General features: G+C 43.0%; 24 protein-coding genes and 1 tRNA gene. 17 read left to right on the plus strand and 8 right to left on the minus strand.

Going from position 1 to position 26,033, the window contains the following annotated elements:
- Nucleotides 1-152 precede the first annotated feature (152 nt).
- The gene (locus tag R7E29_RS07315; RefSeq protein ID WP_017633662.1) at nucleotides 153-587 is read left to right on the plus strand and encodes a globin; all 435 of its coding nucleotides are present in this window, start codon (nucleotides 153-155) and stop codon (nucleotides 585-587) included.
- A gap of 41 nt (nucleotides 588-628) precedes the next feature.
- Here the strand turns inward: R7E29_RS07315 and R7E29_RS07320 are convergent, their stop codons facing one another.
- Both R7E29_RS07320 and R7E29_RS07325 read right to left on the minus strand, forming a co-directional pair.
- Nucleotides 629-1,411 (minus strand): slipin family protein, encoded by a 783-nt coding sequence (locus R7E29_RS07320; RefSeq protein WP_005373196.1) that lies wholly within the window; start codon nucleotides 1,409-1,411, stop codon nucleotides 629-631.
- A gap of 10 nt (nucleotides 1,412-1,421) precedes the next feature.
- Nucleotides 1,422-2,798, minus strand: a complete 1,377-nt coding sequence (locus tag R7E29_RS07325; protein WP_054576056.1) for an NfeD family protein — start codon at nucleotides 2,796-2,798, stop codon at nucleotides 1,422-1,424.
- 498 nt (nucleotides 2,799-3,296) lie between these two features.
- Here R7E29_RS07325 and R7E29_RS07330 point away from each other — a divergent pair, with 498 nt between their 5' ends.
- From R7E29_RS07330 to R7E29_RS07340, 3 genes are all read left to right on the plus strand, one after another.
- Nucleotides 3,297-4,265, plus strand: a complete 969-nt coding sequence (locus R7E29_RS07330; protein ID WP_005373180.1) for a cytochrome-c peroxidase — start codon at nucleotides 3,297-3,299, stop codon at nucleotides 4,263-4,265.
- Nucleotides 4,258-6,615 (plus strand): ATP-binding protein, encoded by a 2,358-nt coding sequence (locus R7E29_RS07335; protein WP_054576055.1) that lies wholly within the window; start codon nucleotides 4,258-4,260, stop codon nucleotides 6,613-6,615. Before R7E29_RS07330 ends, R7E29_RS07335 begins: the two co-directional genes overlap by 8 nt.
- Nucleotides 6,616-6,714: 99 nt before the next feature.
- Nucleotides 6,715-7,182 carry an OsmC family protein gene (locus tag R7E29_RS07340; RefSeq protein WP_025767882.1) on the plus strand — a complete coding sequence of 156 codons (468 nt, stop codon included), beginning with the start codon at nucleotides 6,715-6,717 and terminating at the stop codon, nucleotides 7,180-7,182.
- A 76-nt stretch (nucleotides 7,183-7,258) separates the two neighbouring features.
- Here R7E29_RS07340 and gdhA read toward each other — a convergent pair whose 3' ends face one another.
- A complete protein-coding gene (gdhA, locus tag R7E29_RS07345; protein ID WP_025767881.1) occupies nucleotides 7,259-8,611 on the minus strand; it encodes an NADP-specific glutamate dehydrogenase in 1,353 nt (450 codons plus the stop codon).
- A gap of 303 nt (nucleotides 8,612-8,914) precedes the next feature.
- On the opposite strand from gdhA, the gene R7E29_RS07350 reads away from it, so the two are divergent.
- A complete protein-coding gene (locus tag R7E29_RS07350; protein WP_053307607.1) occupies nucleotides 8,915-9,925 on the plus strand; it encodes a DUF2804 domain-containing protein in 1,011 nt (336 codons plus the stop codon).
- A gap of 7 nt (nucleotides 9,926-9,932) precedes the next feature.
- The gene (locus tag R7E29_RS07355) at nucleotides 9,933-10,790 is read left to right on the plus strand and encodes a sterol desaturase family protein (protein WP_053304739.1); all 858 of its coding nucleotides are present in this window, start codon (nucleotides 9,933-9,935) and stop codon (nucleotides 10,788-10,790) included.
- A gap of 16 nt (nucleotides 10,791-10,806) precedes the next feature.
- Here R7E29_RS07355 and R7E29_RS07360 read toward each other — a convergent pair.
- A tRNA-Gly gene (locus tag R7E29_RS07360) sits at nucleotides 10,807-10,881 on the minus strand.
- Nucleotides 10,882-11,252: 371 nt separating this feature from the next.
- On the opposite strand from R7E29_RS07360, the gene R7E29_RS07365 reads away from it, so the two are divergent.
- From R7E29_RS07365 to R7E29_RS07375, 3 genes are all read left to right on the plus strand, one after another.
- Entirely contained in the window at nucleotides 11,253-11,771 is a 519-nt protein-coding gene (locus R7E29_RS07365) for a DUF4136 domain-containing protein (protein ID WP_054576054.1), read from the plus strand.
- Between the two features lie 87 nt (nucleotides 11,772-11,858).
- Nucleotides 11,859-12,296: a hypothetical protein gene (locus R7E29_RS07370; protein ID WP_230856625.1), complete on the plus strand. Its 438-nt coding sequence runs from the start codon at nucleotides 11,859-11,861 to the stop codon at nucleotides 12,294-12,296.
- 50 nt (nucleotides 12,297-12,346) lie between these two features.
- The gene (locus R7E29_RS07375) at nucleotides 12,347-13,027 is read left to right on the plus strand and encodes a DedA family protein (protein ID WP_047101379.1); all 681 of its coding nucleotides are present in this window, start codon (nucleotides 12,347-12,349) and stop codon (nucleotides 13,025-13,027) included.
- A 125-nt stretch (nucleotides 13,028-13,152) separates the two neighbouring features.
- On the opposite strand, the gene R7E29_RS07380 is transcribed toward R7E29_RS07375, so the two are convergent.
- From R7E29_RS07380 to R7E29_RS07390, 3 genes are all read right to left on the minus strand, one after another.
- Nucleotides 13,153-13,476, minus strand: coding sequence for a hypothetical protein (locus R7E29_RS07380; RefSeq protein WP_042522561.1), 324 nt, complete (start codon nucleotides 13,474-13,476; stop codon nucleotides 13,153-13,155).
- A gap of 86 nt (nucleotides 13,477-13,562) precedes the next feature.
- Complete coding sequence (locus R7E29_RS07385) at nucleotides 13,563-14,021, minus strand: hypothetical protein (RefSeq protein WP_017633653.1); 459 nt, start codon at nucleotides 14,019-14,021, stop codon at nucleotides 13,563-13,565.
- A gap of 326 nt (nucleotides 14,022-14,347) precedes the next feature.
- Nucleotides 14,348-14,989 carry a murein L,D-transpeptidase catalytic domain family protein gene (locus R7E29_RS07390; RefSeq protein ID WP_017633652.1) on the minus strand — a complete coding sequence of 214 codons (642 nt, stop codon included), beginning with the start codon at nucleotides 14,987-14,989 and terminating at the stop codon, nucleotides 14,348-14,350.
- 883 nt (nucleotides 14,990-15,872) lie between these two features.
- Between R7E29_RS07390 and R7E29_RS07395 the strand changes: the two genes are divergently transcribed.
- Nucleotides 15,873-16,448: an imm11 family protein gene (locus R7E29_RS07395; RefSeq protein WP_033906464.1), complete on the plus strand. Its 576-nt coding sequence runs from the start codon at nucleotides 15,873-15,875 to the stop codon at nucleotides 16,446-16,448.
- Between the two features lie 139 nt (nucleotides 16,449-16,587).
- Here the strand turns inward: R7E29_RS07395 and R7E29_RS07400 are convergent, their stop codons facing one another.
- The gene (locus R7E29_RS07400; protein ID WP_054574642.1) at nucleotides 16,588-18,948 is read right to left on the minus strand and encodes an EAL domain-containing protein; all 2,361 of its coding nucleotides are present in this window, start codon (nucleotides 18,946-18,948) and stop codon (nucleotides 16,588-16,590) included.
- A 473-nt stretch (nucleotides 18,949-19,421) separates the two neighbouring features.
- On the opposite strand from R7E29_RS07400, the gene rbsD reads away from it, so the two are divergent.
- The 7 genes from rbsD (at nucleotide 19,422) to R7E29_RS07435 (ending at nucleotide 25,949) form a co-directional block, all read left to right on the plus strand.
- Nucleotides 19,422-19,841 carry a D-ribose pyranase gene (gene rbsD / locus R7E29_RS07405; protein ID WP_005382620.1) on the plus strand — a complete coding sequence of 140 codons (420 nt, stop codon included), beginning with the start codon at nucleotides 19,422-19,424 and terminating at the stop codon, nucleotides 19,839-19,841.
- A 23-nt stretch (nucleotides 19,842-19,864) separates the two neighbouring features.
- Nucleotides 19,865-21,370 (plus strand): ribose ABC transporter ATP-binding protein RbsA, encoded by a 1,506-nt coding sequence (gene rbsA / locus R7E29_RS07410; protein ID WP_053304495.1) that lies wholly within the window; start codon nucleotides 19,865-19,867, stop codon nucleotides 21,368-21,370.
- A complete protein-coding gene (gene rbsC / locus R7E29_RS07415; protein ID WP_005382618.1) occupies nucleotides 21,367-22,350 on the plus strand; it encodes a ribose ABC transporter permease in 984 nt (327 codons plus the stop codon). The genes rbsA and rbsC overlap by 4 nt, the downstream gene beginning before the upstream one ends.
- An 87-nt stretch (nucleotides 22,351-22,437) precedes the next feature.
- A complete protein-coding gene (gene rbsB / locus R7E29_RS07420; protein WP_005373143.1) occupies nucleotides 22,438-23,316 on the plus strand; it encodes a ribose ABC transporter substrate-binding protein RbsB in 879 nt (292 codons plus the stop codon).
- 222 nt (nucleotides 23,317-23,538) lie between these two features.
- Nucleotides 23,539-24,456 (plus strand): ribokinase, encoded by a 918-nt coding sequence (gene rbsK / locus R7E29_RS07425; protein WP_053304494.1) that lies wholly within the window; start codon nucleotides 23,539-23,541, stop codon nucleotides 24,454-24,456.
- A gap of 35 nt (nucleotides 24,457-24,491) precedes the next feature.
- Entirely contained in the window at nucleotides 24,492-25,499 is a 1,008-nt protein-coding gene (locus tag R7E29_RS07430) for a substrate-binding domain-containing protein (protein WP_053304493.1), read from the plus strand.
- Between the two features lie 231 nt (nucleotides 25,500-25,730).
- On the plus strand, nucleotides 25,731-25,949 hold the full coding sequence (locus tag R7E29_RS07435; protein ID WP_005499106.1) for a hypothetical protein: 219 nt from the start codon (nucleotides 25,731-25,733) through the stop codon (nucleotides 25,947-25,949).
- The last annotated feature ends 84 nt before the right edge of the window (nucleotides 25,950-26,033 follow it).

Genomic DNA, 26,033 nt, shown 5'->3' on the forward strand with positions numbered 1-26,033 from the left:
TTTTCATTGATAAGAGGGTGTTTATTTAAATCACTTTTTACTTTTTGTTGAAAATCGATGTGAGTTGATCGATTTGAAACTTAAAAGTCCTTATTTGGAAGCTTTTATTTGATATTAAATTAAACTCATATTGAGGCGTAGGGGAAAGCAACATGAACGTGATTGAAGTTTTTAATGATAGCTATGAACGTTGTACTTCAGATCAGGAGTTTTTCGACTTGTTCTACAAAAATTTATGGTCGAAAAGCGCCAACTTTAGACAGAAGTTTGACGGTATAGACATGCACCAACAAGTGAGAATGCTTAGAGGGTCTATCGTGTTTTTTATGATGGCAGATACCTCGACCGAAGCGCACAAAATGGTGGAAAAGTATGGGAAAAAGCATGCAAGTGCAGATATTGGTATAGAGCCGCAGGATTTTGATGTTTGGCTTGAGAGTTTGTTAGAAACGGTTCGGCAGTGTGATTCTGGGTACGATGCCGATGTTGAAACCGCTTGGCGAACATGCTTTAAAACGGGCTTAGAAGTAATGAAACAAGAATGTGATAAAGAAGATGGGCACATCCTTAAAGCGAGTACCAAATAAGGAAGTAACGTGAGTGGTCGTTACTTCCTAGGGGCAGAATCTTACTTATCTTGTGTCTCTTTATTCTTTTTCACCGCTTCGGCGATATCACTGACAGCTTCGACAAGATTGATCGGCATTGGAAAAATAATAGTGGATGTTTTGTCTGTAGTGATTTCAGTGAGTGTCTGCATGTAACGTAATTGCAGTGCATTCGGTGCTTCGTTGAGCATTTGCGCTGCTTCTTTTAATTTATTTGAAGCCTCTAACTCACCAGTAGCGTGAATGATCTTCGCCCTACGGTTACGTTCTGCTTCTGCCTGACGGGCTAGGGCTCTGACCATGCTGTCATTTAAATCAACATGTTTGACTTCAACCGTAGCAATCTTGATTCCCCAGTCATCAGTCTGTTGATCGAGAATGGATTGTAAATCCTTATTGAGGCGTTCTCGCTCTGATAGCAATTCATCGAGTTCATGCTGACCCAATACCGAGCGCAGCGTGGTTTGTGCTAGCTGGCTGGTAGCATCGCTGTAGCTTTCAATATTGTTAATCGCCATTTGAGGATCGACTACGCGAAAATAAACGACCGCGTTGACGCGCACAGAAACGTTATCTTTGGTAATTAAATCTTGTGTCGGCACATCCAAAACGACAGTACGTAAATCAACCCTCACCATTTGCTGAATAAATGGGATAAGGATGATCAAACCAGGTCCTTTGACTTCTTGAAATCGACCAAGAAAGAACACAACCCCACGTTCGTATTCTCTCAAAACCTTGAACATTTGGGTCGCTAGTGCGAACAGCAGCACCACGATCACCGCAACGGTATAGAGCATCATAAAGCGCCTCCTATTTATTTTGGCGGTCATCAGGCATCACAGTTAAGGTCAGCCCTTTAACATTAACAATGGTGACGTGATCACCTTGTTTGAATTGTTGATGGTCTTTGGCTTTAGCTCGCCATAACGCACCGTTGAGTTGAACGCGTCCTTCGCCATCGATAAAGTCATCGCTTACCACGGCGACCTTCCCAGGGTATGTCTCTAAACCCGTCGTTACACGCCGGCGGCGAATTTTGAGCAGCAGGCCGACGGTCAGCACGATTAGAGCTACGGAAAATATGGCAATACCAAAAATCAAAGGAAGGGCGATCTGGAACCCTGGTAACTCACTGTCCATGAGAAATATCGAACCGAGTACAAAGGCGACAACGCCGCCTAAACCCAAAATACCAAAGCTCGGACTGAATGCTTCCGCTATCATTAGTGCAATACCGAGTAACAGCAGACCAAGACCTGCGTAGTTGACGGGCATCATTTGTAATGCGTACATGGCAAGAAGCAGACAAATCCCACCTAGCACACCGGGTAAGCCAATTCCTGGGTTGTAAAATTCAAGAAGTAAACCGTAGATGCCGATGAGCATTAGAATGTAGGCAACGTTTGGATTGGTGATAACGGCTAACATTTCTGCTCGCCAATCTGGCGTTCTTTCAACCCATGTTGGATTTTCAAGTGACAATGTCACAGTGCGATTGTTTACTTTAACAGTTTGCCCATCTATGGCTTTGACTAAGTCCTCTGGCGAATTGGCGATGTAATCGATCACGTTTAATTCTAATGCTTCTGTTGCATCCAAGCTCGCCGCCTCGCTTACTGCTTTCTCTGCCCATTCTGCATTTCGTCCATGAAGTTTTGCTAAGCCCTTAATGTAGGCTTTGGCGTCGTTAATTACCTTTTTCTCCATTGCGGTTTTAGCGGGAACTTTCTCTGAGCTTTCGTTGGTTCCTTCTGGCGTTTCTTCCGCGTTTTGCTCTTTGCCATCATCCGATGAAGGAGGTTGAGGCGCACCACCTAACGCGACGGGCGTTGCAGCTCCGAGGTTTGTCGCTTCAGCCATGGCGGCTACGTGACTAGCGAGCAAGATGTATGTTCCGGCACTGGCGGCTCTAGAACCAGATGGGCCGACCCAAGTCGCAATGGGAGTCGAGGAGGTGGTAATCGCGTGAATAATATCTCGCATTGCGCTATCTAAGCCGCCTGGTGTGTCCATCTCTAAGATCACTAAACTGACACCGTTTAGTTGAGCTTCTTCTATTTCACGAGATAAATAGTCGCTAGTAGCAGGCCCTATAGGGCCTTTGACAGGAACAATCCAAACGGTATTCGCCAGTGCTTGACTGGCCATCAAGAGTAAAGGTAAGAACCATATCCATAGTCGTTTCATGCAGTCCTCCTTGTGTGGTCACAGGGACTTTTTGAAATCCTAATTCAAGTATATCCAAATAACTTAGAGATGCTTGAGTATAGGTTCTAATGAATAAGTTGCCGAGGCTAATTAGGAGACTACTTTTTTATATATAAACGCTGTGTGAGATAGTAAACTAAAGCAAATTATTGGTAATTGTGACGTTTATGTTTATTGTTCAGCGTTTGATTAAGTTGGCCGTTATCTGTGCCGTATTCTTTACTATTTTCGATCTGATCTCGTATGGAGAGGTGACTTGGTTTCAACGGTTTTTGGCTTTTCTACACTAAACTCAGATTTCAATACGTTAGCTACTCATAAGGCGATAGGTTTCTTCCTATTCGCCTTATTACTCCCTCTTCAACCAAAGCCTTAAACAAAGCAATACTTAACTCGTTTTTTCAACTTCCTGTCGGTGGAAAAAACGCCAAAGTGCAACTAAGTTCATATCAATGACAAGTTTAAGGTATGTAGTTGATGAGGCAATTCAGCGCAATCGCACTAGCTGTTGTAACACTCATTTTGAGCCAAACAACAACCGCAAGAAACGCGAAGATGTTAGGTGATATCTCCCTAGTTCAGCCCATACAGGGCGATCCTAATGTGGATATTAAGCTAGCGAGAATTGGCTGGCATCTCTTCCGCGATCCTCAATTATCGTCAAATGGTAATGTCAGCTGCGCGACATGCCACAATCTGCAAACCAATGGCGCTGAAAACACACCAGTCTCTACGGGGGTGAAAGGTGATGGAATTAGAAATTCTATAACAGTGTTTAATGCAGCGTTAAATTATCGTTTTTTATGGGATGGTACGGAAAACACCTTGATGGCTCAGATTGATGGTCCAATCCATAATCCAATGGAAATGGACTCAAACTGGCAAACGATAGAGCAATATGTAAAAGAGAGTGAACATTATCAAGCGCTATTTAGTCGTGACGATGAATTGCCGATTAACGTTCATAATATCAAGTCCGCTATTGTGGAGTTTGTTGAAGGGCTGCAGACGCCTGGCGCACCATTCGATGCTTACTTATTGGGTTACACGCATGTACTGAGTGAACAGCAAATCAGAGGTTGGAAAACATTTCAGACTTCAGGTTGTGTGCAGTGTCATCAGGGTAAAAATATCGGCGGAGCGATGATCCAAAGGTTCGCCTATTTCAAGGATAAGCCAGTAGTAGAGGACTCGGGCAGGCAACTCGTTACGATAGAAGATGAAGAGCGATTCTATTTTAGAGTAGCCAGTTTACGCAATGTCGCGCTAACGAGTCCTTATTTTCATAATGGGCAAGTCGATAAGTTATCCGACGCGATACAAATCATGGCTAAAACCCAGCTCGGTATAACGATGAACGATGAGAATGTCGCGGACATTGAAGCATTCTTGCAGTCGTTGACAGCACCTAGACCCATAATTTTAGAGGTGTTGGAAAATGAATAAATTCAAACTGATCAACTTTTGCTTTTTTATTGGGATACTGACGTGCTGCACACTGGCGTATATGTCGTATATGAATTCAAAAAACGCTCAAGAATTTCATGCAGAGCTAATGAATATCGGACATGAATTGATTGAAGAGCGTGATGTTATCGTGAACCGATATGCCGTTGAAGATAGGAAAAACTATGAGTTAACAACATCTTTAGTAGAGATAGAAATCGCAGCACAGGCACTGTTGGAATCATCAAAGGAATCAGTTTGGTTTCCCGTGACACCCAATCGTATAAAAGTTAGGGATACGCTTGAACAGTTTAAGGAGCGAGTGCTTCAAACAACGTTGAAGCTTGATATGTTAATTGGTGTTCAGGTAGAAAATCGGTATGCATTACTCATGTTGTTCAATTTATATCAGCAAGATGTTTCTACCGAGAGCGGTCAATCTTTGGGTGGCAGTCGTTATTTTGAATTTCTCAACCAGTTGCTTCTAACACAAACTGAAGTTGAGAGTGAAAAGGAAGCGAACTTCCTTAAACGGCTTCAAACGAGTGATAAAAGAATTGAATTGCTGACGAATGAACTGCTTGATCACACTTATATTGAGTTTGTCGAAAGCTCAGAGCATCGGTTACTCAATATTGCTCAAAGTGAGGCGCGTTTTACGTGGTTGTTTGTATTTATCGCGGTGATGTTTCTAGTTAGCGCGTTTGTTTATCAGTCACATCACCGAATGCATAACTTAAAACAGTTGAATCTTGAAATTGAAGAGGCGAGAAACAAAGCCGAGCGAGCGGCAAAAGCGAAATCAAATTTTCTCGCTGCAATGAGTCACGAACTAAGGACGCCGATGAATGGTGTACTAGGGCTTTCTCAAATGATTGCAGAAGAGACCAAAGAGCCGACGACGAAAGAGCATATTAGGGTTATTCTTGATTCTGGCCAGCATCTGATGACTATCCTCAACGATATTTTGGATTTTTCTAAAGTTGAAGAAAACAAACTGGAATTTGAGCAAGCTAAGTTTAAGCTCGATCAAGTGCTTTCTCCGGTGTGTAGCGCAATAAAACCACTTGTTGATGAAAAAAATATCGAGTTAATCTTGGAAAACGAGGTTTCTGAATATACTGAATTTACTGGTGATTGTGCGCGTTTACGACAGATCTTGTTTAATCTCGCCGGTAACGCGGTGAAGTTTACCAATGAAGGGCATGTGCTGGTTAGAACCGAGTTAGATGAATCGAATCAGTTGTTGGTCATGCGCGTGAGCGACACCGGTATTGGTATTGCGCCAGACAAGCACGAGCATATTTTTAACTCGTTTGAGCAAGCAGACTCATCAACGACTCGAAGGTTCGGCGGAACAGGGCTTGGGTTAGCCATCGTCAAAAAACTAACCGATTTGATGGGTGGCCATATTACTCTGAAGAGTATAGAAGGCGTTGGAAGTCAATTTATCGTTGAGTTGCCGATTCCTTGGGTAGAATCTGCTCCGAAAAAGCAGCAAGAAGCACCGAAACCTCGCGCAAAATCACACCATTTAAAGATACTACTTGCTGATGATAACCGTGTGAATGCCATTGTGGCAAAAGGGTTTTGCGAAAAGCTTGGGCATGAAGTGGATGTTGCAGAAAATGGATTAATCGCGGTTAAAAAGGCGAAAGAGAACGAGTACGACCTGATCTTGATGGACAACCATATGCCCGAGATGAATGGCGTTGAGGCGACACGCGTTATCCGACAAGAGTTAGGTATCAAGACATTACTCTTTGCGTACACGGCAGACGTATTTCGTGAAGCTCACGATAGCTTTATTGAAGCAGGAGCAGACCATGTGCTTACGAAACCGCTACAGCATGAGAGCTTTTCAGACGCTCTCAAACAGTTTGCCGCCAGACTCGAACCGAAACAGAATCCGCCACTAACGAGTGACAGCAATGTGCTTCAATTGCAACGTAAGCCAATCGAGAACTTAAGGTTAACAGAGGAAGAACTCTCCCGTTCAGGCATGTTTACTTCTTTACGAGATGAGCCAGAAGCGCTCGACGAGTTGCTAAAAAGCATTATTGCCGATTTTGAGACTTCTGTTGATGAACTTATTGAATACTTTATGGCTGAAGACTTTGCTTCATTAGAGCTGACGTTGCACAAAACGAAAGGGATGGCACTGAACCTAAGTTTACCTATTTTGGCGAGCCAAACGGAGGCCCTGGAAACTCAACTTAAAGCCAACCAAAGTCCCGAGATTGAGCAGTTGCAGATGCTGATCAATCGGTTACAGGTCAACATCCATCAGTCTCATAGACTTTTGGATGATATCCAGAAGAACAATGCCGATCCTCAACAGATTTTATAGTCCCTGTGAGTGCGATGCTTTCCTTAACTCATTTTGTTGTGGTTTACTGTGGCAAGGACGGATAGTGTTGATTCGTCGTCGGAAAATCAGGGAGTTAGAATGAGTAAGCATTCCGCTTTAATCAAATGGCATCGTAAAGCTGGCGAAGAGTTTAAGGATAATAAGTATAGTAGGGCACACATTTGGCAATTTGATGGAGGGTTGCAAGTCCCAGCATCTCCATCTCCCCACGTAGTACCATTACCACTATCCGTAGAAGAAAACGTTGATCCAGAAGAAGCGTTTGTCGCGGCACTTTCTAGTTGTCATATGCTCGTTTTCCTGTCTATTGCAGCAAAGCGGCGTTACGTTGTGGACAGTTACTTCGATGAAGCGGTAGGGGAGCTTGAAAAAGGCGAAAACGGAAAAGAGTGGGTATCAAAGGTAACGTTAAACCCTAAGATAACATTTTCAGGTGAAAAACAACCGACACCATCTCAATTAGAAAAACTGCACCACATGGCCCATGAGAATTGCTTTATCGCCAACTCCGTTAAAACAGAAGTGACAACGCTTATTGCGAATTAAGTGGAGCTCTTTATCAAAAAGCGCGGCCTATTGCGGAGTTATATTAAGCCAGCAGTCATCCTGCTGGCTCGTTCATCTAGACGACACCTTGCTCAATCATTGCATCAGCGACTTTTCTAAAGCCTGAAATGTTGGCGCCTAAAACTAAATTTCCAGGTTGGCCAAACTCTTTACTGGTTTCGTTTGCATTGATGAAAATATTTTTCATGATGGTTTGCAACTGACTATCCACTTGTTCAAACGTCCAGTTTTGCATGCTGGCGTTTTGCGCCATTTCAAGTTGACTGGTTGCAACACCGCCTGCATTGGCTGCTTTGGCAGGCCCATAAGCTATGTCTGAGTCCACGATAATATTGGCAGCATCACGGGTGGTTGGCATGTTCGCCCCTTCACTAATCAAAATACATCCGTTTTCGATAAGAGCCAGTGCGTCGTCTGACGTTAATTCATTTTGAGTCGCACAAGGGAAGGCAGCATCAGCCTGATATCGCCAAACAGCATGTCCTTCATTAGGATAGTCGCCCTCTGGTGTGTATTCTGCTTCAGGGTAAGTTTCTAAATATTCTTCTAAGCTTGCTCTTTTCACTTCTTTCAGTTGTTTTAGGAGCTTAAGATCAATACCGTGCTCATGATAGATCGTACCTCGAGAGTCGCTGCATGTAACTGGCGTTGCTCCCATATGGTACAGTTTTTCAATGGCGTAGATAGCCACGTTGCCAGCACCAGAAACGAGACAAGTTTTCCCTTTCAATGAATCGTTGCGGTCGTTGAGCATGCATTCTGCAAAATAGACGGCGCCATATCCTGTCGCTTCTTTTCTGGCGAGTGAGCCCCCCCAAAGCAGACTCTTGCCTGTAAGCACACCTTCGTAGCGCCCCGTCAATCGTTTGTATTGACCAAACATATAGCCAATTTCGCGCGCCCCGACGCCGATATCGCCTGCGGGAACATCGGTGGCAGGACCGATATGACGGTACAACTCGTTCATAAATGATTGGCAAAATCGCATGATCTCGCCGTCGGATTTTCCTTTAGGATCGAAGTTTGAACCGCCTTTGCCGCCACCGATAGGAAGGCCAGTCAGTGCGTTTTTAAAGATTTGCTCAAAGCCGAGAAATTTTATGATGCTCGCATTGACTGAGTGATGGAATCTCAATCCTCCTTTGTACGGCCCCAAAGCAGAGTTGAATTCAACTCGATAACCTTTGTTTACTTGTACATTTCCAGCATCATCAACCCAAGGAACTCGAAACATGATTTGACGTTCTGGCTCGACGATCCTCTGGATAATCGCTTGTTCCTTATATTTATTATTGCCTTCTATTACCGGCGCGAGAGAAGTTAATACTTCTTCTACCGCTTGGTAAAATTCTTTTTGCGCAGGGCTACTGTGTTGCAACGCAACAATAGTATCGTGTATGTATGACATAGATTTCTTCCTTGATGTGAATAAGCAATCAGTTTATATGAATGTATTTCCATTAAATAGTGATTTTGACCAAGATTCAATGGTTGTAGTGGTCTTTCCTGCGGATGAGAATGTGCAGCTTCTAACCCAGGCAGTGTTGGTTGAGATAGGTAGGGCGAGCTAAGTAAGCGGGTGGTTGAGTGATCAGTTTCACATATAACAAGCAGAAATCACTTTAGTCGATGTTGTTGTGCAGTTACGCAAATTGTTTATGTTAACGTCATGTTAAAGTTTGTGTGTGATAACTTGTGAAAAGACAACTATATGGATGAGCTTAAGGTTCTGAACTCGTTTATTCAGCAGAATGGTCTACCAGCGTTTGGCCACCTTGATGGAATTCCAACATCGTTACAGCTAGATAAATTTACTTACCTCGATGAGATGGATAAGCCAGTGTCTAAGTGGCGCCGTTACCGCGATTATAAGCAGTTTCAGTTCGTCAATTTGGTCACACCTGATTACGTCATTGGAGTAGCGATTGCTGATATACGGTATTTAGCATCCGGCTTTTGCTACCTGTTTGATATTAAAAAGAATAAGTTGATTGAGCAACAATGGTTGAAACCTTTTAATATAGGTTATCAAACTCAGCCTTCCAGTTGGTGCAGTCTTGCCCATCTTGCTAACAAAAGAGTTCAGTTTTCTATTAAGGATGGTATTTGGCACGTCCACTTTGTGACAGAGTCAGTCAATGCGGATCTCTATTTACGTCCAGAAAACATGAGTTTGCCATTAATGTTGTGTACGCCAACAGGTTATGCGGGTTGGACATATACTCAGAAGCACAATGCGTTAGCAGTAGACGGTAACTTGTTCATATTAGGAAAAGAGCAAGATCTTTCAGAGGTGGCTGCTGGTTACGATTTTTCCGCTGGGTACATGCGGCGAGAAACAAGTTGGCGCTGGGCGAGTATCAATTGCTTTGAGGATGACAGGCGTCTGGGGTTGAACTTGGCAGCTGGCGTTAATGAAACTGGCTATTGCGAAAATGTATTGTGGATTAATGGTCAGCGTCACTTTTTGCAACCTGTGCAGTTTCAGTTTTCACGAAGTGATGAAGGGCAAAAGTGGCATATTACGTCTGAAGATAAACGAGTTAACTTACAGTTCACGCCTTTGAATCGACGCTCAGAGAAGAAAAATTTTTGGCTTCTCAAAAGTAACTTTCGTCAGTATATCGGTTATTTCTCTGGCTATCTTATCGATGGAAATGGCATCAAACATCAGTTAGAAGAAGTTATGGGTCTTACTGAAGATCACTATGCAAAATGGTAGAAACACAATGGATTGGACGCAGTTGATGGACCGCCCAGAATTACTTCTGATGATTCTGGCTCCAGTTTTCTTTTTCTGCATGCTTGCCGAATATTGGTTCGGACAAAGAAGGGGATGCTTGCCTGAAAGCGCGACGTATTACTTCCCTGAAGTAGCGTGTAATTTTGTTCTTGCGGGCTTACACCAAGCGACAGACATACTCACGGGTTTACTGATTGCTCAGTTGTATTTGTGGTGGTTCGATTGGCGTTTGTTTGATATCGAAATGAGCGTCTCAGCTTTTCTTTTACTTGTTGTCCTGCAAGATTTTTTCTATTACTGGTTTCATCGGGCTAGCCATCGTATTCGTTGGATGTGGGCCGCGCACGTTGTTCATCACAGTTCGGAAAGAATGAACTTCAGTACCGCCTTTCGTCAAAGTTTAATGTATCCGCTAGCGGGGATGTGGATTTTTTGGTTGCCCTTGGTGATTATTGGTTTTGAGCCAAAATGGGTTGTCTTCGTTGTGTTGTTTAATCTGGGCTTACAGTTTTTTGTTCACACCCAATCAATTCGTTCGCTCGGGCCACTAGAGTGGGTATTTAACACGCCGTCTCATCATCGCGTTCATCATGGTGTGAACCGTCAGTACATCGACAAAAATTATGCGGGTGTATTAATTATTTGGGATCGAATGTTCGGAACGTTTGAACCAGAGGTGGAAACGGTTCGGTATGGGGTTTCTAAACCTGTAAACAGCTTTAATCCCATCCGCGTGACGTTTGCAGAATGGAAAGACATGTTTTATGACGTAACTCGACCAAACTTATCATGGAAACAACGCTGCCGCCGTTTGTTCGCTCCGCCATCGGATTTTTATGAGTAAACTGAGATAAAGAGATTGGAGCGGGCAGCGGGAATCGAACCCGCATCATCAGCTTGGAAGGCTGAGGTAATAGCCATTATACGATGCCCGCGCATCGATAGGACTCGTTTAATATGCCACACTGGACGAAAAAGAAAAGTCTTTTCTCATCAAATGTTTGTCAGTTGCCTAAAAAAGTAGCGGACTGATGTTAAAGTGTTCATTGTCTCTGGTTTTTTGTGGCACTCGCGATTTCGTTACTAAGCCTAGAGGCTTCCAATTAGGTCGTAAACACCGAATTCTTAGGTGTTTAGATGTTGATGATATTCAAGATTTTCTGTGTAAAGGTTAATCTCGTTTATTGAACAGTCACGTTTCATGGTCAAGACTAGATATTGAAATGATTACTTTTTACTGTTGATGCGTATGTATAACACAGGGTAATTCTGCTGAAACAGTCAGCTTAACCAAAGGAGATTTAACATGATGAGAGGTTTGATATTAGGGCTGGTGGTGATGCTGGTATCTGCTTGTACTACCGTTACAACCGATGTAGATAAACAAGCCGACTTTTCAGCTTACAGAACGTTTGACTTCGGTGCTCAGGCGGAAGCTCCTACCAGTATTGATGGTCGACGTATTGAGCAAGGGCTTGCTGAACAGCTTGAGGGTAAGGGTTTAATTAAGGTAAATAGTGGCGGTGACCTTTACGTACATCATGATATCGTAGAAGAATCCGAGCTTATTTCTTCAGGATCGTCGGTGAGCTTTGGCTATGGCTGGAATAGCTTTGGTGTGATCACTTCAAGCCCAGAAAGATATAAAGAACGTAAGTATGGGAAGTTGGTGGTTGAACTGGTTGATGCAAAGGCTAATCAAGTCGTTTGGAAAGGCGTTTCAAGTCGTAAACTGTCTGAGTCAATGAGCTCTGAGAAAAGAGAATCTCTCATCCAAGAAGAAATCGCGAAGATGTTTGAAAGCTACCCTTACGGTGAAAAATAATTAGTATTCTTAACGATTAAGAATACTAATTGCCAATAGTTACGCACAGGGTTAAAAGAACTTATTATTTTGGTTTTGGTTACCTTTGTGCGTACGACCCTGATTGCTTTACTCGGACTACTTTTCTGCTTGTTGGCTCCGAGCATGAGCCTGGCGCACTCACACCCAAATTTTCTTTCCTTTCATAACCAGAATATTGCTGTTGACGCTAAGTCGAAGCACTTTTCAGAACATCCTATCTCTTCAATACAACAAGACTATCCGAGTTTAAACAGCCGGAATGTATTGAGGGTTAGCCATGCTAAGGAAATGAGCTCGAACGACGATGTAGAGCCCGAATGGTTTGAAATGCTTGATGTAGCATGGTGGGCGCATCGTTCGGCAATTTACTCGATGAGGCGGCTAAAACGCATCGGCAATGAGGCTTTAGGTTGTTGTATTGAAAGTATTTTTACTCACTTTAAATACAGAATCGGCGTGAGAAAAGAATCGAATTTCATATACCGCTTTATACATGCTCGCTAACACATTCCATGTTTTTGCAACTTTTGGTTAATTATGCTTAGGAACGGTTTATGTTTGATTCGATAATTCAGGTCTTGAGTGCCTTTTGGCATCAAGATTTCACGGCGTTAATGGCGCCAGGCAGTGCAGGTTTAGTTTATTTTGTTGTTGCTGTGATTATTTTTTTGGAAAGTGGTTTTATTCCTGCTGCACCTTTCCCATGCGACAGTGTCGTCGTATTATCCGGTACGCTGGCGGCGGTTGGCGTCCTTGACCCAATTATGATCATGTTGGTGATAGCTGTTAGTGCGGGATTGGGAAGTTGGGCGGCTTATTTACAAGGCAAGTGGCTAAATCGCTTACCTAAGGTCCAAGGCTGGGTGAGTGCGGTTCCTCAAAAGCGCCTGGAACAAGTCGACGTATTACTCAGTAAACATGGATTGATTGCGCTTTTTTGTGCGCGGTTTATTCCGGTTGTTCGCTCCCTATTGCCATTAATGATGGGGTTGCGAGTGAAACGTATTAGTAAATTCCATTACTTTGCGTGGTTGAGTGCGATTTTATGGACGCTGGTATTATGCGGTTTTGGTTCATTACTTCCTTTGTTACCAGAAAATATGAGCAAAGCGATCACAATGCTATTAATGGCGGCACCAATAATTACTCTTGTGATTGGAGTGCTTAGTTTCTTGTTTGTTAAAGCACGTCGAGCGTTCTGTAAACCCAAGGATGTGTCTGAGTTTTCCCAGTAAGTTTACTTTGATTTGCACTTTTAAGCTTGTATGCAGATTAAACATCTAATCGACAGGTTTTTGTCAGTAAAAAGAAAGGCGCATACATTGCGCCTTTCTTTTTGAGTGTCGTTAGGGTTTCGAATTTAATAGCCAATGCTATATAGGTATTCGCCAACTTCTTTGCACTGAGACTTGTAGATGTTCTCTACTTCAGACTCATTCTTATCTGCTGCTTTAAATTCAAGTTCGGCAGACGATAGCTGGTCAAAGCTGTAGTCTCTCTCAGACATTAAGTAGTGTCTGAACATCGCTCTGTGTTCCGGAACTGCAATACGTGCGTTAGAAACGTTGGCACACTCTAACAGAGTGTCGTTACTCATTTCTTCTGGCTTAGTTTCTGTGTTTGCAAAGGTTGAGCCCGCTGAAAATAGTAATGCTAGTGCGATGGTTGTAGCGATTCTTGTCATTATATGGACCTCAAATTGGTTCTAGTAACAATGAGCATATTGGCTCTTATCGTTACATTTTCGTGTTCTCTGTATGTCATAAAAAGTTAAACAACAGAGAAGGCGTTGCGACCATGAGTAAAGACGTACATTAAGTTCGCTTCCTTTCTTCCTGAGAGGCGATAAAGAGAGCGTTGACTCATGAGTCCGCCATAACTGTCTAGAGGTAAGCGAGATGCTTGTTTTGCCAACTCCAGTAGTGGTGGAGAAGAGAAAGCAATAAGTAAAAAATAATCAGGAGTAAAATCTGATGATAAAACGCCATCAGTAGCTGATGTTCGGCGACAGGAGACAAGCCCGAACAACTCGCGCTTTATATGTAGGTAGTAACTTTCTGAACCCCAAGAGCTCAGAGAAGCTGAGGCATGAAAATCAGTGTGTGCTAGCTCAAAATCGTCCTGTTGAGAGAGTTTAAGTAGGCGCTCGGAAGTGTAATGTTTGGTGTGGTGCCACTCATGCGCATATGAAGCTGTGATGAGCCCTGAGAGCAGGGACAAAGAAAGCATCAATAATATACGGTGTAGATAACGCAAGAAGTAACCCTAAACATATAAAGCCACAGTTACCCACCATGATTAAGGAATCTTAGTGGAACTATGATAACGATGAAAGCCAGTGTCTGATCAACTCAGCGTATACTAACGAGATGGAAGGGGGATGAACAGAGTTTTCTGATCGCACTTAGGTATATCAGCGAATAACACAATAATTTTCGCTTTCGAGTAAGCGAAAATGGAAAGAGAGTCGTTGCACAGGACGATTAAGCTAACAGGATTATTACTAGGGAAGAAATAGAATCTTCTTTTTCTTCCCCATATGTGTCGCATCGATATTATGCGCTTGCGTAAATAACGCTGCCGCCTTTTATGGTGTCAATGATCTCGCGAGACAACTTCTCTGGCAAAGCAGGGCAACCCCAACTGCGTCCGAGGTATCCATTCTTCTTGATGAAGGAAGGGTTTGCGTAATCGGCACCGTGCACGACAATGTAACGCTCGCGAGCTTTGTCGTTTAATCCAGAGCTTAGCCCATCTAATCGAAGTGAATAGCCATTTGAGCCGTAGTAAGTGGTATCAGTCAAAAAAGTGCCCAATGATGTTTTTCGCGAGTTCACGACATTTGAAAACTGTGTCGCTGTTTTCTTTCCGCTGTTCACGCCGTGAGAAACATACGTATTGTAGATTAGCTTCTTTTTATCTAAATCCACCACATAAAAACGCTTTTCAGTTGATGGTTTACTATAGTCGATGATCGTTAGTACCGACTTCTTTCTATCGGGTGTCTTCTGATAAGCGATGTAAGCGTCACTGAACAACTTAAAGTCTACTATGCCATCTAGCTTGGCTTGTTTAAACACATGTTCAACTTGCTTTGGTCGTAAATGATCCCTGGGTTCGTTATCTGATTGTTTTGCAAAAGCAAAAGGTGATACAGACAACAGCGCACATGTAAATAATATAATTAATTTTTTCATCTTGGCTAAATAAAACTCTATGGTGTTACAAATTTACCGATTGCTTCATGCATTCGTTAAAACAACATGCACATCAATATAATTCTATTCCCAATGTTTCTTATTGCACGCTTAGGTGCTTGATATTGGGTTGACGATAAGTTTTCGAGTTAAAAACTAACTGATTGAAACTTATATAAAATATGAAGTTTAACGATGGTTTCTATAAACTTCGGCGTAAATAATATCTGATATATGTAATTAATAAAACTGTGTTTAAGGATATTTGTGAAGTTGCTAATTTATAAAAACGGCGTTTTATTTTTCGTACTTTAGAAACTCTTTTTATTTCAATGTGTTTTCTTTTTCTACACTTTATCCAATACCTCAAAAGTTTGTGACTTAACTCGTAACAAATCGTAACGCCGAATCGTTATGTGTATAAGTGCATTTATAATGTATGAATAAACAACAGGGTGGTAAGAAAAGGCAGTAAAACAGCGGTGAATCGGTTGTTTTTAATTCACGATTGACAAAGCTAAGTCTAAGTCGTTCAAAAATTGAACTTGTGAATGTATCATTTAAGTGAGGGTGATGAGCTCAACAAAAGTGAAGTGACGCGTGCTACTGTTTATTTTCTAATTTATTCGATTACATAAGGAAGGGTACATAGTAAAAATTGAAAAAATAATTCTATCGTGTGGATTAAAATATATAAATAATAAAACTTCGAAATTAAAAGATAAGAACGCCAGATCTTAATTCATTAAATTTTTGAACATGAAATTAAACTCTATCTATTATGCTTGGTTTGGTTTGGTTTGGTTTGGTTTGGTTTGGTTTGGTTTGGTGTGAAAGCGCTCGTCTCATTAAGAAAAGCGCTCAAATTTATTTAAGGACGGTTATGACAGCATTTAATAAAGTGTTTATTGTCACTCCCAATGTTAATGATTTTGCAATGTTGCAAGAGTCGCCATTGGAAATGTCTCTTCAAGTAACGGCAAGCAAACCTATCCAACTCTATGGAGAGTCTGTTAAAGCCAGTTGGAAAAGTATTGATATTGAATGGTTAGACGTTAAGGGTGAAAAGCCATTACCCAGGCCTGATATTGCAGCATGGGGATCTTTTACTCTTGCTGTATCCGCTTCTATTGCGGATAAGCTCGATGTTTTGAGCGAGAATGTCGAATTTTTACCATTAAATCTACAAGGAAAGCCTTGGCGAGCATTAAACATTGTCACTCAAATTGATGCCATTGATGCCTCTGCTACCGAGTATAATCTTCGTCATGGTAAGCTAAGTCGTGCTAGACCGTTTAAGAAACTCGTTTTGAATAGAGAAGCCGTTAATGAATCTAACTTGTTCAGAGTAAAAGGTGCTGGGCTCAGAACGTTTTGCACGGACAAAAAAGGTGGCTTGTACGATAGCGTCAAAGCGCTGAATTTGACCGGTTTGGATTTCAAGGAAGTGCTGGTTTAAAAACGAATAAATAGTGATTTACTCAACTAAAGTCATAGATATAGGTATGGGGGAACAAAAGCTGAGCATCTATCAATGAAGCTCATATACAGCTAAATACAGCCGCCACAGTTGTGACTGCTGTACGTCTCCCCTTAACTTATGTTCTTGAAACCCTAATTGAGCTGACCATGGACGCATCAAATCGACTGTCGTCATTTGCCGATTGCCACCACAAGCTCAATTGTTCTTTAGTCATTGGTTTGCCAAATAAATAGCCTTGCATATAGTCGCAGCGGTATGCCGATAGCCATTCATGCATCATATTGTGTTCAATACCTTCTGCTGTAACCGTTTTATTTTGGGCATGGCATAGCTCAATAATAGGTTTGATCACATGGCCGTTGTTGGTGTTCATCAATGTAACGAGGAACTCTCGATCAAATTTGATTTTTTGAACCGGATACTGAACGAGCTGAGTTAACGATGTGTAACCAGAACCAAAGTCATCAATTGCAAGACGGTAGCCACGTTTTGATAGCTCATCAAGTAGGGCCGTGCCTTGTTGTTCTGCGGCAAAGGTTTCGGTTATTTCTATCTCAATACATTCTGGTTTAACACTGTGCAGTGTCGCTTGTTCATGGATGTAGTTTGCCATTTCTATCGAGTTTAGCTCTGCTGATGAAAGATTGACCGAAAGAACAATATCCTTGCCGAAAATATTCCTTAATTGATGGTATTCCGCCGTTGCATTGGCGAAAACCCAGCGGTCAATTTTATCAAATAATCCGGCTTGCTCTGCAATTGGAATAAACTCCTTTGGAGGGATAGGGCCGATACCTTCGGCTTCCCAGCGCAACAAGACTTCTAACCCCTCAATTTCGTTGCTTCGATTGTTCATATAGGGTTGAAAAACAAGGTGAAATTCTTCCTCTACATTGCTTTTTCGGAGCGCACGTTCAAGCTGACTTCGTCTTTGAGACTCAATATTGAGAGCGGCTGAATAATAGGCGTATTGATTTTTCCCTGCCCGTTTTGCTTGATACATAGCCGCATCGGCACTGGAGAGTAACTTCGCGATGTCAGTACCGTCTTGAGGATATTGTGCAATACCTACGCTTGCCGTAACGGGAAATGAATTACTCCAAGATGAACTGAGATTACTAATCGGTTTTAGTAACTCTGATGCAAGCAAATCAGGCAAGCGTTTTACCTCTTGATTTGAGCTCAGCAAAATTGCAAATTCGTCACCAGATAACCTGGCGGCAAAGCAGGGGCTGTTGTAATCGTGCGAGAACTTTTGACAAGCATTCTTGATGTGTGATGAGAACACTTTTAATAAGTTATCTCCCAATTCATGCCCGTATTTATCATTCACGTATTTAAAGTTATCAAGATCGACGTAAACAACCCACAGAAACTGCGAAGGGGAGATAAGTTCACGAGTGGCAAGCTCATGAAAACGATGGCGATTGGCAAGTTGCGTCAGGTGATCCGTTTCAGCTAGGCGTTTTGTCTTTTTATAGATGACATTAAGTTCCTCATACATATCAAAAAAGCGTGCAGAGAGGCGTCCTATTTCATCGTTTGTTTCTAGCTTTTCAATATTGTCACGTTGATTAGATTCAAGTTCGTTCAGCTGCTTATCAAGGCGAGAAACAGGGCGCAACACATAGCGGTACAACACCAAAATGATTAATGTGATAGTGAAAAACGCCGCTACGCCAAAGGAGAAAGCAAGTTCTAGCCACACTTTATCGACTTTATTCCACATTAAATATTCGGCAGGAGAAAGCACGGCATAAAAGTGCGGCAGCAGCTCAATGGTTTGAGCGAGAGGAATATCAAGATAAATGGGTTTGTCGGCGAAAGTAATCACGCTGTGCGTGTCAAACTCGATGTCATGCTTAATCTCGTTAAAGGCTTCAAGTGATACGGAAACTACCACAAAAAACACATTTTTCGAGTCAAAGCTCAAAGGGTGAGTCCCCGTTCTTTTGTCGACGACCTCATATTGAAGAAGAATGCTTTGTCCACTGGAGTTATAAATAAAGCCAGTGTGACTGAAAGCCTCTCTCTCATTGAAACTTCGTGATATGTACTCTAATACCTTTGGGTCGACCACGCCCGATGATTCGTAATATTTGTTTTCTGTGTAGTAGAGAAGGTTTTGTTTGCCGTCGAGGATCGCCATGCTCGCATCGCCTTTGTAACCATGGCTTAATACTTCAGCGGTCTCGTCTAATCGATTAAACAAGACTCGCTCACGATAGGGGTTGTTATGATTAACCAAATAGTCTTGTAATACATCACTTTTACTGAGCGTATAGGCATAGCTATTAAGAAAAATATTCGCTTGTCGAAACTGCCCGGCGAGCTTTTCCATCTGCAACTGAATATAGCTGTCTTCCCGCTTGATGAGCGTCACTTTTTGAATGCTATAAATAATATAGCTAGATACTAACGCGCTTAATAAGATCACTGGCGCGACAAGCAAAATGACTCTATTGCTTAACTTCATTATGGTTCTTAGTTTCCGTTTGTGTCCCTACAAACGTCGCGTACCAGGTAAGGTACTGAACGGATGATGTGTTTTGGCAAATTGTAACCAGATTGTAAGGTGAGCGTTCTCCAAAATCAGGCAGCTATCTAAGAATTGTGATGACGTGAAAGGTTTCGAGCTTATTAACTAGAGGTTTTCTCAGTAGTTGGACGTCTCTTTTCCTTCCTCCCTGTATAAAACCTAACCGTAATGACAGGGAAATACCATCATCGAAACGTTTCGATGGTAAAGTGTGACTCAAGTGCACTTTTCCTATTCAATGACAATTGAATTACAGATCATTCTCACACCTTATCGATCTCACACTGGTCAAATTGCGATGACGAATTATTATTTCATCGAAACGTTTCGATGAGTTTTCTGTTAATAACGAAAACACTTTAAAACAGGCGCTCATGGTTGTATGAACGTGTAACCGAAAGGTCGATGAGATGAAAAAAAGTACCCTAATTAACTCAGATATTTCTTACTTGGTGGCGACGCTAGGCCACACTGACGAGATCACGATATGTGATGCTGGTCTACCAATCCCAGAGCATGTTCAGCGAATCGATTTGGCGCTAACGCATGGGGTACCAAGTTTTCTTGATACTGTTCGCGTAATTCTATCTGAGTCCCAAATCGAAGGGGTCATCATTGCGGAAGAGTTCTCTGATGCAAGCCCAGTTTTGCATGAAGCGTTGCTCAACGAACTGAGCAAAGAGAGTGAAGAAACGGGCAAATCTATTGAAGTGAGCTACGTGTCACATGAAGCGTTTAAAGCACGTACGGCGCAAAGTCGCGCTATCGTAAGAACCGGCGAATGCTCGCCATATGCGAACGTTATTTTCCAAGCGGGCGTGGTTTTTTAAGCCAGAGATATTGAGGACAGATTATGACTCAAGCCATTCTACAACTAAGCGAAATTGAGAAGGCGTTTCCGGGCGTAAAAGCACTCGACAAAGCAAGCCTGAATGTTTATCCAGGCCGTGTTATGGCGCTGATGGGTGAAAATGGAGCAGGCAAGTCAACGTTAATGAAGGTGTTGACAGGCATTTACCACATGGATGCGGGGAGCATTCAATATCAAGGTCAGCCGGCGGCCTTTAAAGGGCCACGCGATTCACAGGAAGCTGGTATTAGCATTATTCACCAAGAGCTGAACCTGATTCCTGAACTGACGATTGCCGAAAATATTTACTTGGGACGAGAGTTCACTGGCTCCTTAGGGCGTATCCAGTGGGGCAAAATGTATGACGAAGCTGACAAGCTTTTAAAACGTCTCAATGTAAAGCACTCATCAAAAACATTGCTTGGCGATTTAAGCCTTGGTGAACAACAAATGGTGGAAATTGCAAAGGCACTTTCGTTTGAGTCGAAAGTCATCATTATGGATGAACCAACGGACGCACTGACCGATACCGAAACGGAATCACTGTTTAAAGTGATTAATGAGCTCCGCGAGCAAGGATGCGGCATCGTATACATTTCGCATCGTCTTAAAGAAATCTTTGAAATCTGTGATGATATTACCGTGCTTCGTGATGGTAAGTTTATCGGTGAGTGCAAGGTGTCCGACACTGATGAAGATGGCCTAATTGAAATGATGGTTGGCCGAAAATTAGAAGAGCAATATCCACGTATTGATGTCCAACATGGCGAAACCTGTCTTGCAGTCATTGGTTTGACTGGGTCTGGCGTTCAGGATGTGAGCTTTACTCTCAAGCGCGGTGAGATTCTCGGAATTTCTGGCTTGATGGGCGCAGGCCGCACTGAACTCATGAAAGTCATTTACGGCGCATTACCTAGTGAGCATGGTGTTATCAATCTTGACAACAAAACTATTAACCCGGTTAGCCCGCAAGATGGCTTGGCAAATGGTATCGCTTACATCTCTGAAGATCGCAAAGGCGATGGTTTGGTTTTAGGTCTTTCAGTTAAGGAGAACATGTCACTTTGTTCGCTAAACCAGCTGACCAAAGGCTTCCAGATTCAACACAGCGACGAAGTGATTGCTGTGGAAGATTTTATTAAGTTATTCAACATTAAAACCCCAACGCGAGATCAAATCATCGGCAACTTATCTGGTGGTAACCAGCAAAAAGTTGCGATAGCGAAAGGGTTAATGACGAAACCTAAAGTTCTGATTCTGGATGAGCCGACACGTGGTGTTGATGTCGGAGCAAAAAAAGAGATTTATCAGCTCATCAACAAGTTTAAGGCCGAAGGCATGAGCATCATCTTGGTTTCTTCCGAGATGCCTGAAGTGCTCGGCATGAGCGACCGTATTTTAGTGATGCATGAAGGTCGTATCACTGGCGAATTTGATGCGAAAGACGCCGATCAAGAAAAATTACTCGCCTGTGCCGTAGGCAAAGAGATCAATGAGGAAGCAGCATGAGTACGAATACCATGAGCAAACCAACCGAAACTGGCAACAAGAAGTTGTTCACAAAAGAGTGGCTGATTGAGCAAAAATCACTGATAGCTTTGATCTTTCTGATCGTTGTTGTGTCATTTTTGAACCCGAACTTTTTTACGGTCGACAACATTCTCAACATTCTTCGTCAAACCTCCGTGAATGCCATTATCGCAGTGGGTATGACATTAGTTATTTTAACAGCAGGCATCGACTTAAGTGTTGGTTCGGTATTGGCATTGTGTGGTGCCTTTGCGGCAAGCATGATTGCGCTTGAGGTTCCGGTGCTAGTGGCGGTTCCAACTGCTTTAGTCGCAGGTGCAGCGTTAGGTGCGATCAGCGGTATCATTATTGCGAAGGGTAAGGTGCAGGCATTTATCGCTACGCTGGTTACCATGACGTTACTACGTGGTGTGACCATGGTGTACACCGAAGGTCGACCAATCTCGACAGGCTTTACTGACACCGCAGATGCGTTTGCATGGTTTGGTACTGGCTACGCGCTAGGCATTCCGGTTCCTGTTTGGTTAATGGTGGTTGTGTTCGCAGCGGCTTGGTATTTACTTAACCACACGCGCTTTGGTCGCTATGTTTACGCACTAGGCGGCAACGAGTCTGCGACTCGCCTATCAGGTATCAATGTAGACCGAGTGAAGATTGGTGTCTACGCCATCTGCGGTATGCTAGCAGCGCTTGCAGGTATTATCGTAACGTCTCGTCTTTCTTCGGCGCAGCCAACAGCGGGTATGGGCTACGAGCTAGACGCTATCGCAGCGGTTGTTCTTGGCGGTACCAGCTTGATGGGCGGTAAAGGTCGTATCATGGGTACCTTGATTGGTGCGCTGATCATCGGTTTCTTGAACAATGCACTTAACCTACTTGATGTTTCTTCCTACTACCAAATGATTGCAAAAGCAGTGGTTATCTTGCTGGCGGTATTGGTAGACAACAAAAACAAGTAATTCATAACAATCTGTATATATAAAACAGTGAATACAAACCGAGTCAGGGGACGTGTACTGGCTCACCCTACACAAAGGACTAGAACGATGAAAAAACTTGCAACTCTTATCTCTGCTGCACTTCTTTCTTCAACCGTATCGGTAGCGGCGCAAGCTCAAGATACCATGGCGATTGTGGTTTCGACGCTAAACAACCCGTTCTTCGTAACGATGAAAGACGGTGCGGAAGCAAAAGCGAAAGAATTGGGGTACGACTTAATTGTACTGGACTCGCAAAATGACCCGAGTAAAGAACTGTCGAACATCGAGGATTTAAGTATTCGCGGCGTAAAAGCAATTCTTATCAACCCAACGGATTCTGATGCAGTGTCTAATGCAATTCGTATGGCGAACCGTTCTAAGATCCCTGTGTTGACATTAGACCGTGGTGCAAGCCGTGGTGAAGTCGTGAGTCACATCGCGTCGGACAACGTAATTGGTGGTGAAATGGCAGGCCACTACATCATGGAAAAAGTCGGCGAAAAAGCAAAAGTCATTCAACTTGAAGGTATTGCGGGCACATCGGCAGCGCGTGAGCGCGGTGAAGGCTTTATGAATGCCGTGAAGGGCAGCGATATGGATCTTCTTGCTAGCCAACCGGCTGACTTTGACCGCACGAAAGGTCTAAACGTAATGGAAAATCTGCTAGCGGCTAACCCGGATGTACAAGCGGTATTTGCACAGAATGATGAAATGGCGCTAGGTGCACTTCGCGCAGTTCAAGCTTCTGGCAAAGATGTCGTTATCGTTGGTTTTGATGGTACGGAAGACGGCATTGCAGCAGTTAACCGTGGCAAACTAGCGGCAACTATTGCTCAGCAACCAGACCTTATCGGTGCTTTAGGTGTTGAAACGGCTGACAAAGTTTTGAAAGGTGAAGAAGTAGAAGAGTACATCCCAGTACCACTAAAAGTAGTCACTAAGTAAGTTTTAAGTTCAATAAATCATCCTAATTTTTGCTCTCTCCTCCGTTTATATCTGTCGTTTAGGAGGTGAGGGCAAACTTACCCAAAATACTGCAAAGTGTGGGGTATAGATGCCTTTGGCTTTTTATCGAGACTCCTTCATCAGGAAGAGAAGTTAAAGACATCTAATGTATTTTCCTAAACAGTTTTTAAAAAGGGTTCATTCAGAACCGAGGATAACCGTATGAATAAGTTAGTGGTGTTAGGTAGTGTAAACGCTGACCATGTTCTTCAAGTGCCTTCTTTCCCTCGCCCAGGCGAGACGCTGCATGGTCGCAACTATCAAGTTATCCCAGGTGGCAAAGGTGCCAACCAAGCCGTCGCGGCGGCGCGATTAAATGCAGACATAGGTTTTATCGCTTGTGTGGGCGACGACTCATTCGGCATTAACATTCGCGAAAACTTCAAAATGGACGGCATCGATATCACTGGTGTGAAGATGCAGCCAAATTGCCCGACAGGTATCGCGATGATTCAAGTGTCGGACAGTGGTGAGAACAGCATTTGCATTTCAGCTGAAGCAAACGCCAAACTGACAGCAGAAGCGATTGAGCCAGATTTAGAGCGTATTCGCCAAGCAGATTACTTGTTAATGCAATTGGAAACGCCGATGTGCGGCATTGAGAAAGCTGCGCGTGTAGCGAAAGATGCCAAAACCAATGTCATTCTGAACCCAGCGCCAGCTCGCGAACTGTCAGATGAATTACTGTCTTGCATTGACGTGATTACACCAAATGAAACGGAAGCTGAAGTTCTGACAGGTATTACTGTAACAGACAACGAAAGCGCGCAAGAAGCGGCGAATGAGCTACATGGTAAAGGTATAGAAATTGTCATGATCACACTCGGTGCAAAAGGCGTTTGGCTAAGCCAAAACGGTCGAGGCGAAATCATCTCGGGTTTCCGCGTTGAAGCGACGGATACTACCGCAGCGGGCGATACATTTAATGGGGCATTCGTCACTGGTCTCCTAGAAGATTTACCTTTAGAATCAGCGATTAAGTTTGCACATGCGGCGGCTGCAATTTCTGTGACCCGCTTTGGCGCGCAAACGTCGATTCCAACCCGCGAAGAGGTGGACGCGTTTCTCGCTGAACAATAAGGCGCACAATGCCTCATTAAAATAGGAGTAGTAACATGGCGACGATGAAAGACATCGCAAAACTGGCAGGGGTTTCCACTTCAACAGTGAGCCATGTTATTAACAAGACGCGTTTTGTGAGCGAAGAGATCTCTGAACGCGTTAACAATGCCGCAAAAGAGCTTAACTACTACGCGCCCTCTGCGTTGGCGCGTAGCCTCAAAGTTAATCGTACCAAAACCATTGGTATGCTCGTGACAACCTCAACCAACCCATTCTTTGGCGAAGTCGTAAAAGGCGTCGAACGCAGCTGCTACCAAAAAGGCTACAGCCTCATTTTATGTAACACCGAGGGTGATAACGAACGTATGCGTCAATCCATTAATACGCTATTGCAAAAGCGTGTCGATGGTTTGATTTTGATGTGTTCGTCGCTAGAAGGAGAGCGTATCGATGTATTTGAGCGTTACCCAGATATCCCAGTAGTGGTAATGGACTGGGGGCCGATGCTATTTACAAGTGATAAAATCCAAGACAACTCACTTCGTGGCGGTTACTTAGCGGCGAAATACTTAATTGATTGCGGCCATACCGAAATTGGGTGCATCACTGGCCCTTTGATTAAACACCAAGCGCAAATGCGATACGAAGGTTATAAGCGAGCAATGAACGAAGCGGGCTTGGAATTTAATGCCAATTGGATCATTGAATCGGACTTCGAATGTGAGGGTGGGTATCAAGCGTTCAAAAAAATGGCTCAGCGTGGCGCATTACCCAGCTCGATTTTCGTCTCTAACGATATGATGGCGATGGGTGTGATTAACGCCGCAAATGAGCTCGGTATTAAAGTGCCGGACGACCTGTCCATTATTGGTTACGATGACATCCATATCGCGAAATTTATGTCGCCATCGCTAACTACCATTCATCAGCCTAAGTACCGTTTGGGGCAGGCTGCCGTTGAGACTCTTGTCCGAGGACTGGACGACAAATCTAACGACGCTCAAGTCGTTCAACTGGAACCAACATTGGTTGTACGCAACAGTGTGACGAATTTCTCTTAATTAAAAACAAACGCATGGTTAACAAATTTAGTGCATATAATTTATAAAAAAATGGGCTAAAAAATAAATAAGCATGCAAAACAGATGTTCGAATTTATTAACTCAACATTTGAAAAGTGTGATTTTTTGCGAGTAACTCGAAAGATTTCGTGTCGATAGTGCTTAAAAAGCTTATTATTAATAAAGCCTATAATTAGATTTATAAATTATTGAGATGAATGGAAAATCTTTATGTTAGTTAAGAGATATGCACAGTATTCAGTAAAGAGGCCGTGGTTTCACCGTTTCAATATTTCACTAGTATTAACGGTGTTTGTCGTGAGTGTTTATGAACTACTTGCGAATGAAGAGTATGTATACTTGGCTGGCGTGGTGTTTACATTTGCTTCGACTTTACTGTTCGCGTCAGCATCGACGTTCAAAAAGCGCTACCTAGGACACGAGTCCTAGTTCATTTGGAATGAATAATTGAGATAAATAGGTACTTTCAAGTAAGTAATGAATCTGATTTATGATCGAGTGCATCAAGAGGAG

Origin of the sequence: Vibrio sp. Vb1729 (assembly GCF_033338655.1) — a bacterium.
Taxonomy (GTDB): Bacteria; Pseudomonadota; Gammaproteobacteria; order Enterobacterales; family Vibrionaceae; genus Vibrio; species Vibrio alginolyticus.

What these genes read in the sequence shown, in the direction of transcription:
- rbsD (WP_005382620.1), top strand. Translation starts at nt 19,422, where the DNA reads ATGAAAAAAAGTACCCTAATTAACTCAGATATTTCTTACTTGGTGGCG.
- R7E29_RS07355 (WP_053304739.1), top strand. Translation starts at nt 9,933, where the DNA reads ATGGATTGGACGCAGTTGATGGACCGCCCAGAATTACTTCTGATGATT.
- rbsK (WP_053304494.1), top strand. Translation starts at nt 23,539, where the DNA reads ATGAATAAGTTAGTGGTGTTAGGTAGTGTAAACGCTGACCATGTTCTT.
- R7E29_RS07395 (WP_033906464.1), top strand. Translation starts at nt 15,873, where the DNA reads ATGACAGCATTTAATAAAGTGTTTATTGTCACTCCCAATGTTAATGAT.
- R7E29_RS07375 (WP_047101379.1), top strand. Translation starts at nt 12,347, where the DNA reads ATGTTTGATTCGATAATTCAGGTCTTGAGTGCCTTTTGGCATCAAGAT.
- R7E29_RS07340 (WP_025767882.1), top strand. Translation starts at nt 6,715, where the DNA reads ATGAGTAAGCATTCCGCTTTAATCAAATGGCATCGTAAAGCTGGCGAA.
- R7E29_RS07365 (WP_054576054.1), top strand. Translation starts at nt 11,253, where the DNA reads ATGATGAGAGGTTTGATATTAGGGCTGGTGGTGATGCTGGTATCTGCT.
- R7E29_RS07400 (WP_054574642.1), bottom strand. Translation starts at nt 18,948, where the DNA reads ATGAAGTTAAGCAATAGAGTCATTTTGCTTGTCGCGCCAGTGATCTTA.
- R7E29_RS07330 (WP_005373180.1), top strand. Translation starts at nt 3,297, where the DNA reads ATGAGGCAATTCAGCGCAATCGCACTAGCTGTTGTAACACTCATTTTG.
- rbsC (WP_005382618.1), top strand. Translation starts at nt 21,367, where the DNA reads ATGAGTACGAATACCATGAGCAAACCAACCGAAACTGGCAACAAGAAG.
- rbsA (WP_053304495.1), top strand. Translation starts at nt 19,865, where the DNA reads ATGACTCAAGCCATTCTACAACTAAGCGAAATTGAGAAGGCGTTTCCG.
- R7E29_RS07335 (WP_054576055.1), top strand. Translation starts at nt 4,258, where the DNA reads ATGAATAAATTCAAACTGATCAACTTTTGCTTTTTTATTGGGATACTG.
- R7E29_RS07380 (WP_042522561.1), bottom strand. Translation starts at nt 13,476, where the DNA reads ATGACAAGAATCGCTACAACCATCGCACTAGCATTACTATTTTCAGCG.
- R7E29_RS07390 (WP_017633652.1), bottom strand. Translation starts at nt 14,989, where the DNA reads ATGAAAAAATTAATTATATTATTTACATGTGCGCTGTTGTCTGTATCA.
- R7E29_RS07320 (WP_005373196.1), bottom strand. Translation starts at nt 1,411, where the DNA reads ATGATGCTCTATACCGTTGCGGTGATCGTGGTGCTGCTGTTCGCACTA.
- R7E29_RS07315 (WP_017633662.1), top strand. Translation starts at nt 153, where the DNA reads ATGAACGTGATTGAAGTTTTTAATGATAGCTATGAACGTTGTACTTCA.
- R7E29_RS07430 (WP_053304493.1), top strand. Translation starts at nt 24,492, where the DNA reads ATGGCGACGATGAAAGACATCGCAAAACTGGCAGGGGTTTCCACTTCA.
- gdhA (WP_025767881.1), bottom strand. Translation starts at nt 8,611, where the DNA reads ATGTCATACATACACGATACTATTGTTGCGTTGCAACACAGTAGCCCT.
- rbsB (WP_005373143.1), top strand. Translation starts at nt 22,438, where the DNA reads ATGAAAAAACTTGCAACTCTTATCTCTGCTGCACTTCTTTCTTCAACC.
- R7E29_RS07350 (WP_053307607.1), top strand. Translation starts at nt 8,915, where the DNA reads ATGGATGAGCTTAAGGTTCTGAACTCGTTTATTCAGCAGAATGGTCTA.
- R7E29_RS07325 (WP_054576056.1), bottom strand. Translation starts at nt 2,798, where the DNA reads ATGAAACGACTATGGATATGGTTCTTACCTTTACTCTTGATGGCCAGT.
- R7E29_RS07385 (WP_017633653.1), bottom strand. Translation starts at nt 14,021, where the DNA reads ATGCTTTCTTTGTCCCTGCTCTCAGGGCTCATCACAGCTTCATATGCG.
- R7E29_RS07435 (WP_005499106.1), top strand. Translation starts at nt 25,731, where the DNA reads ATGTTAGTTAAGAGATATGCACAGTATTCAGTAAAGAGGCCGTGGTTT.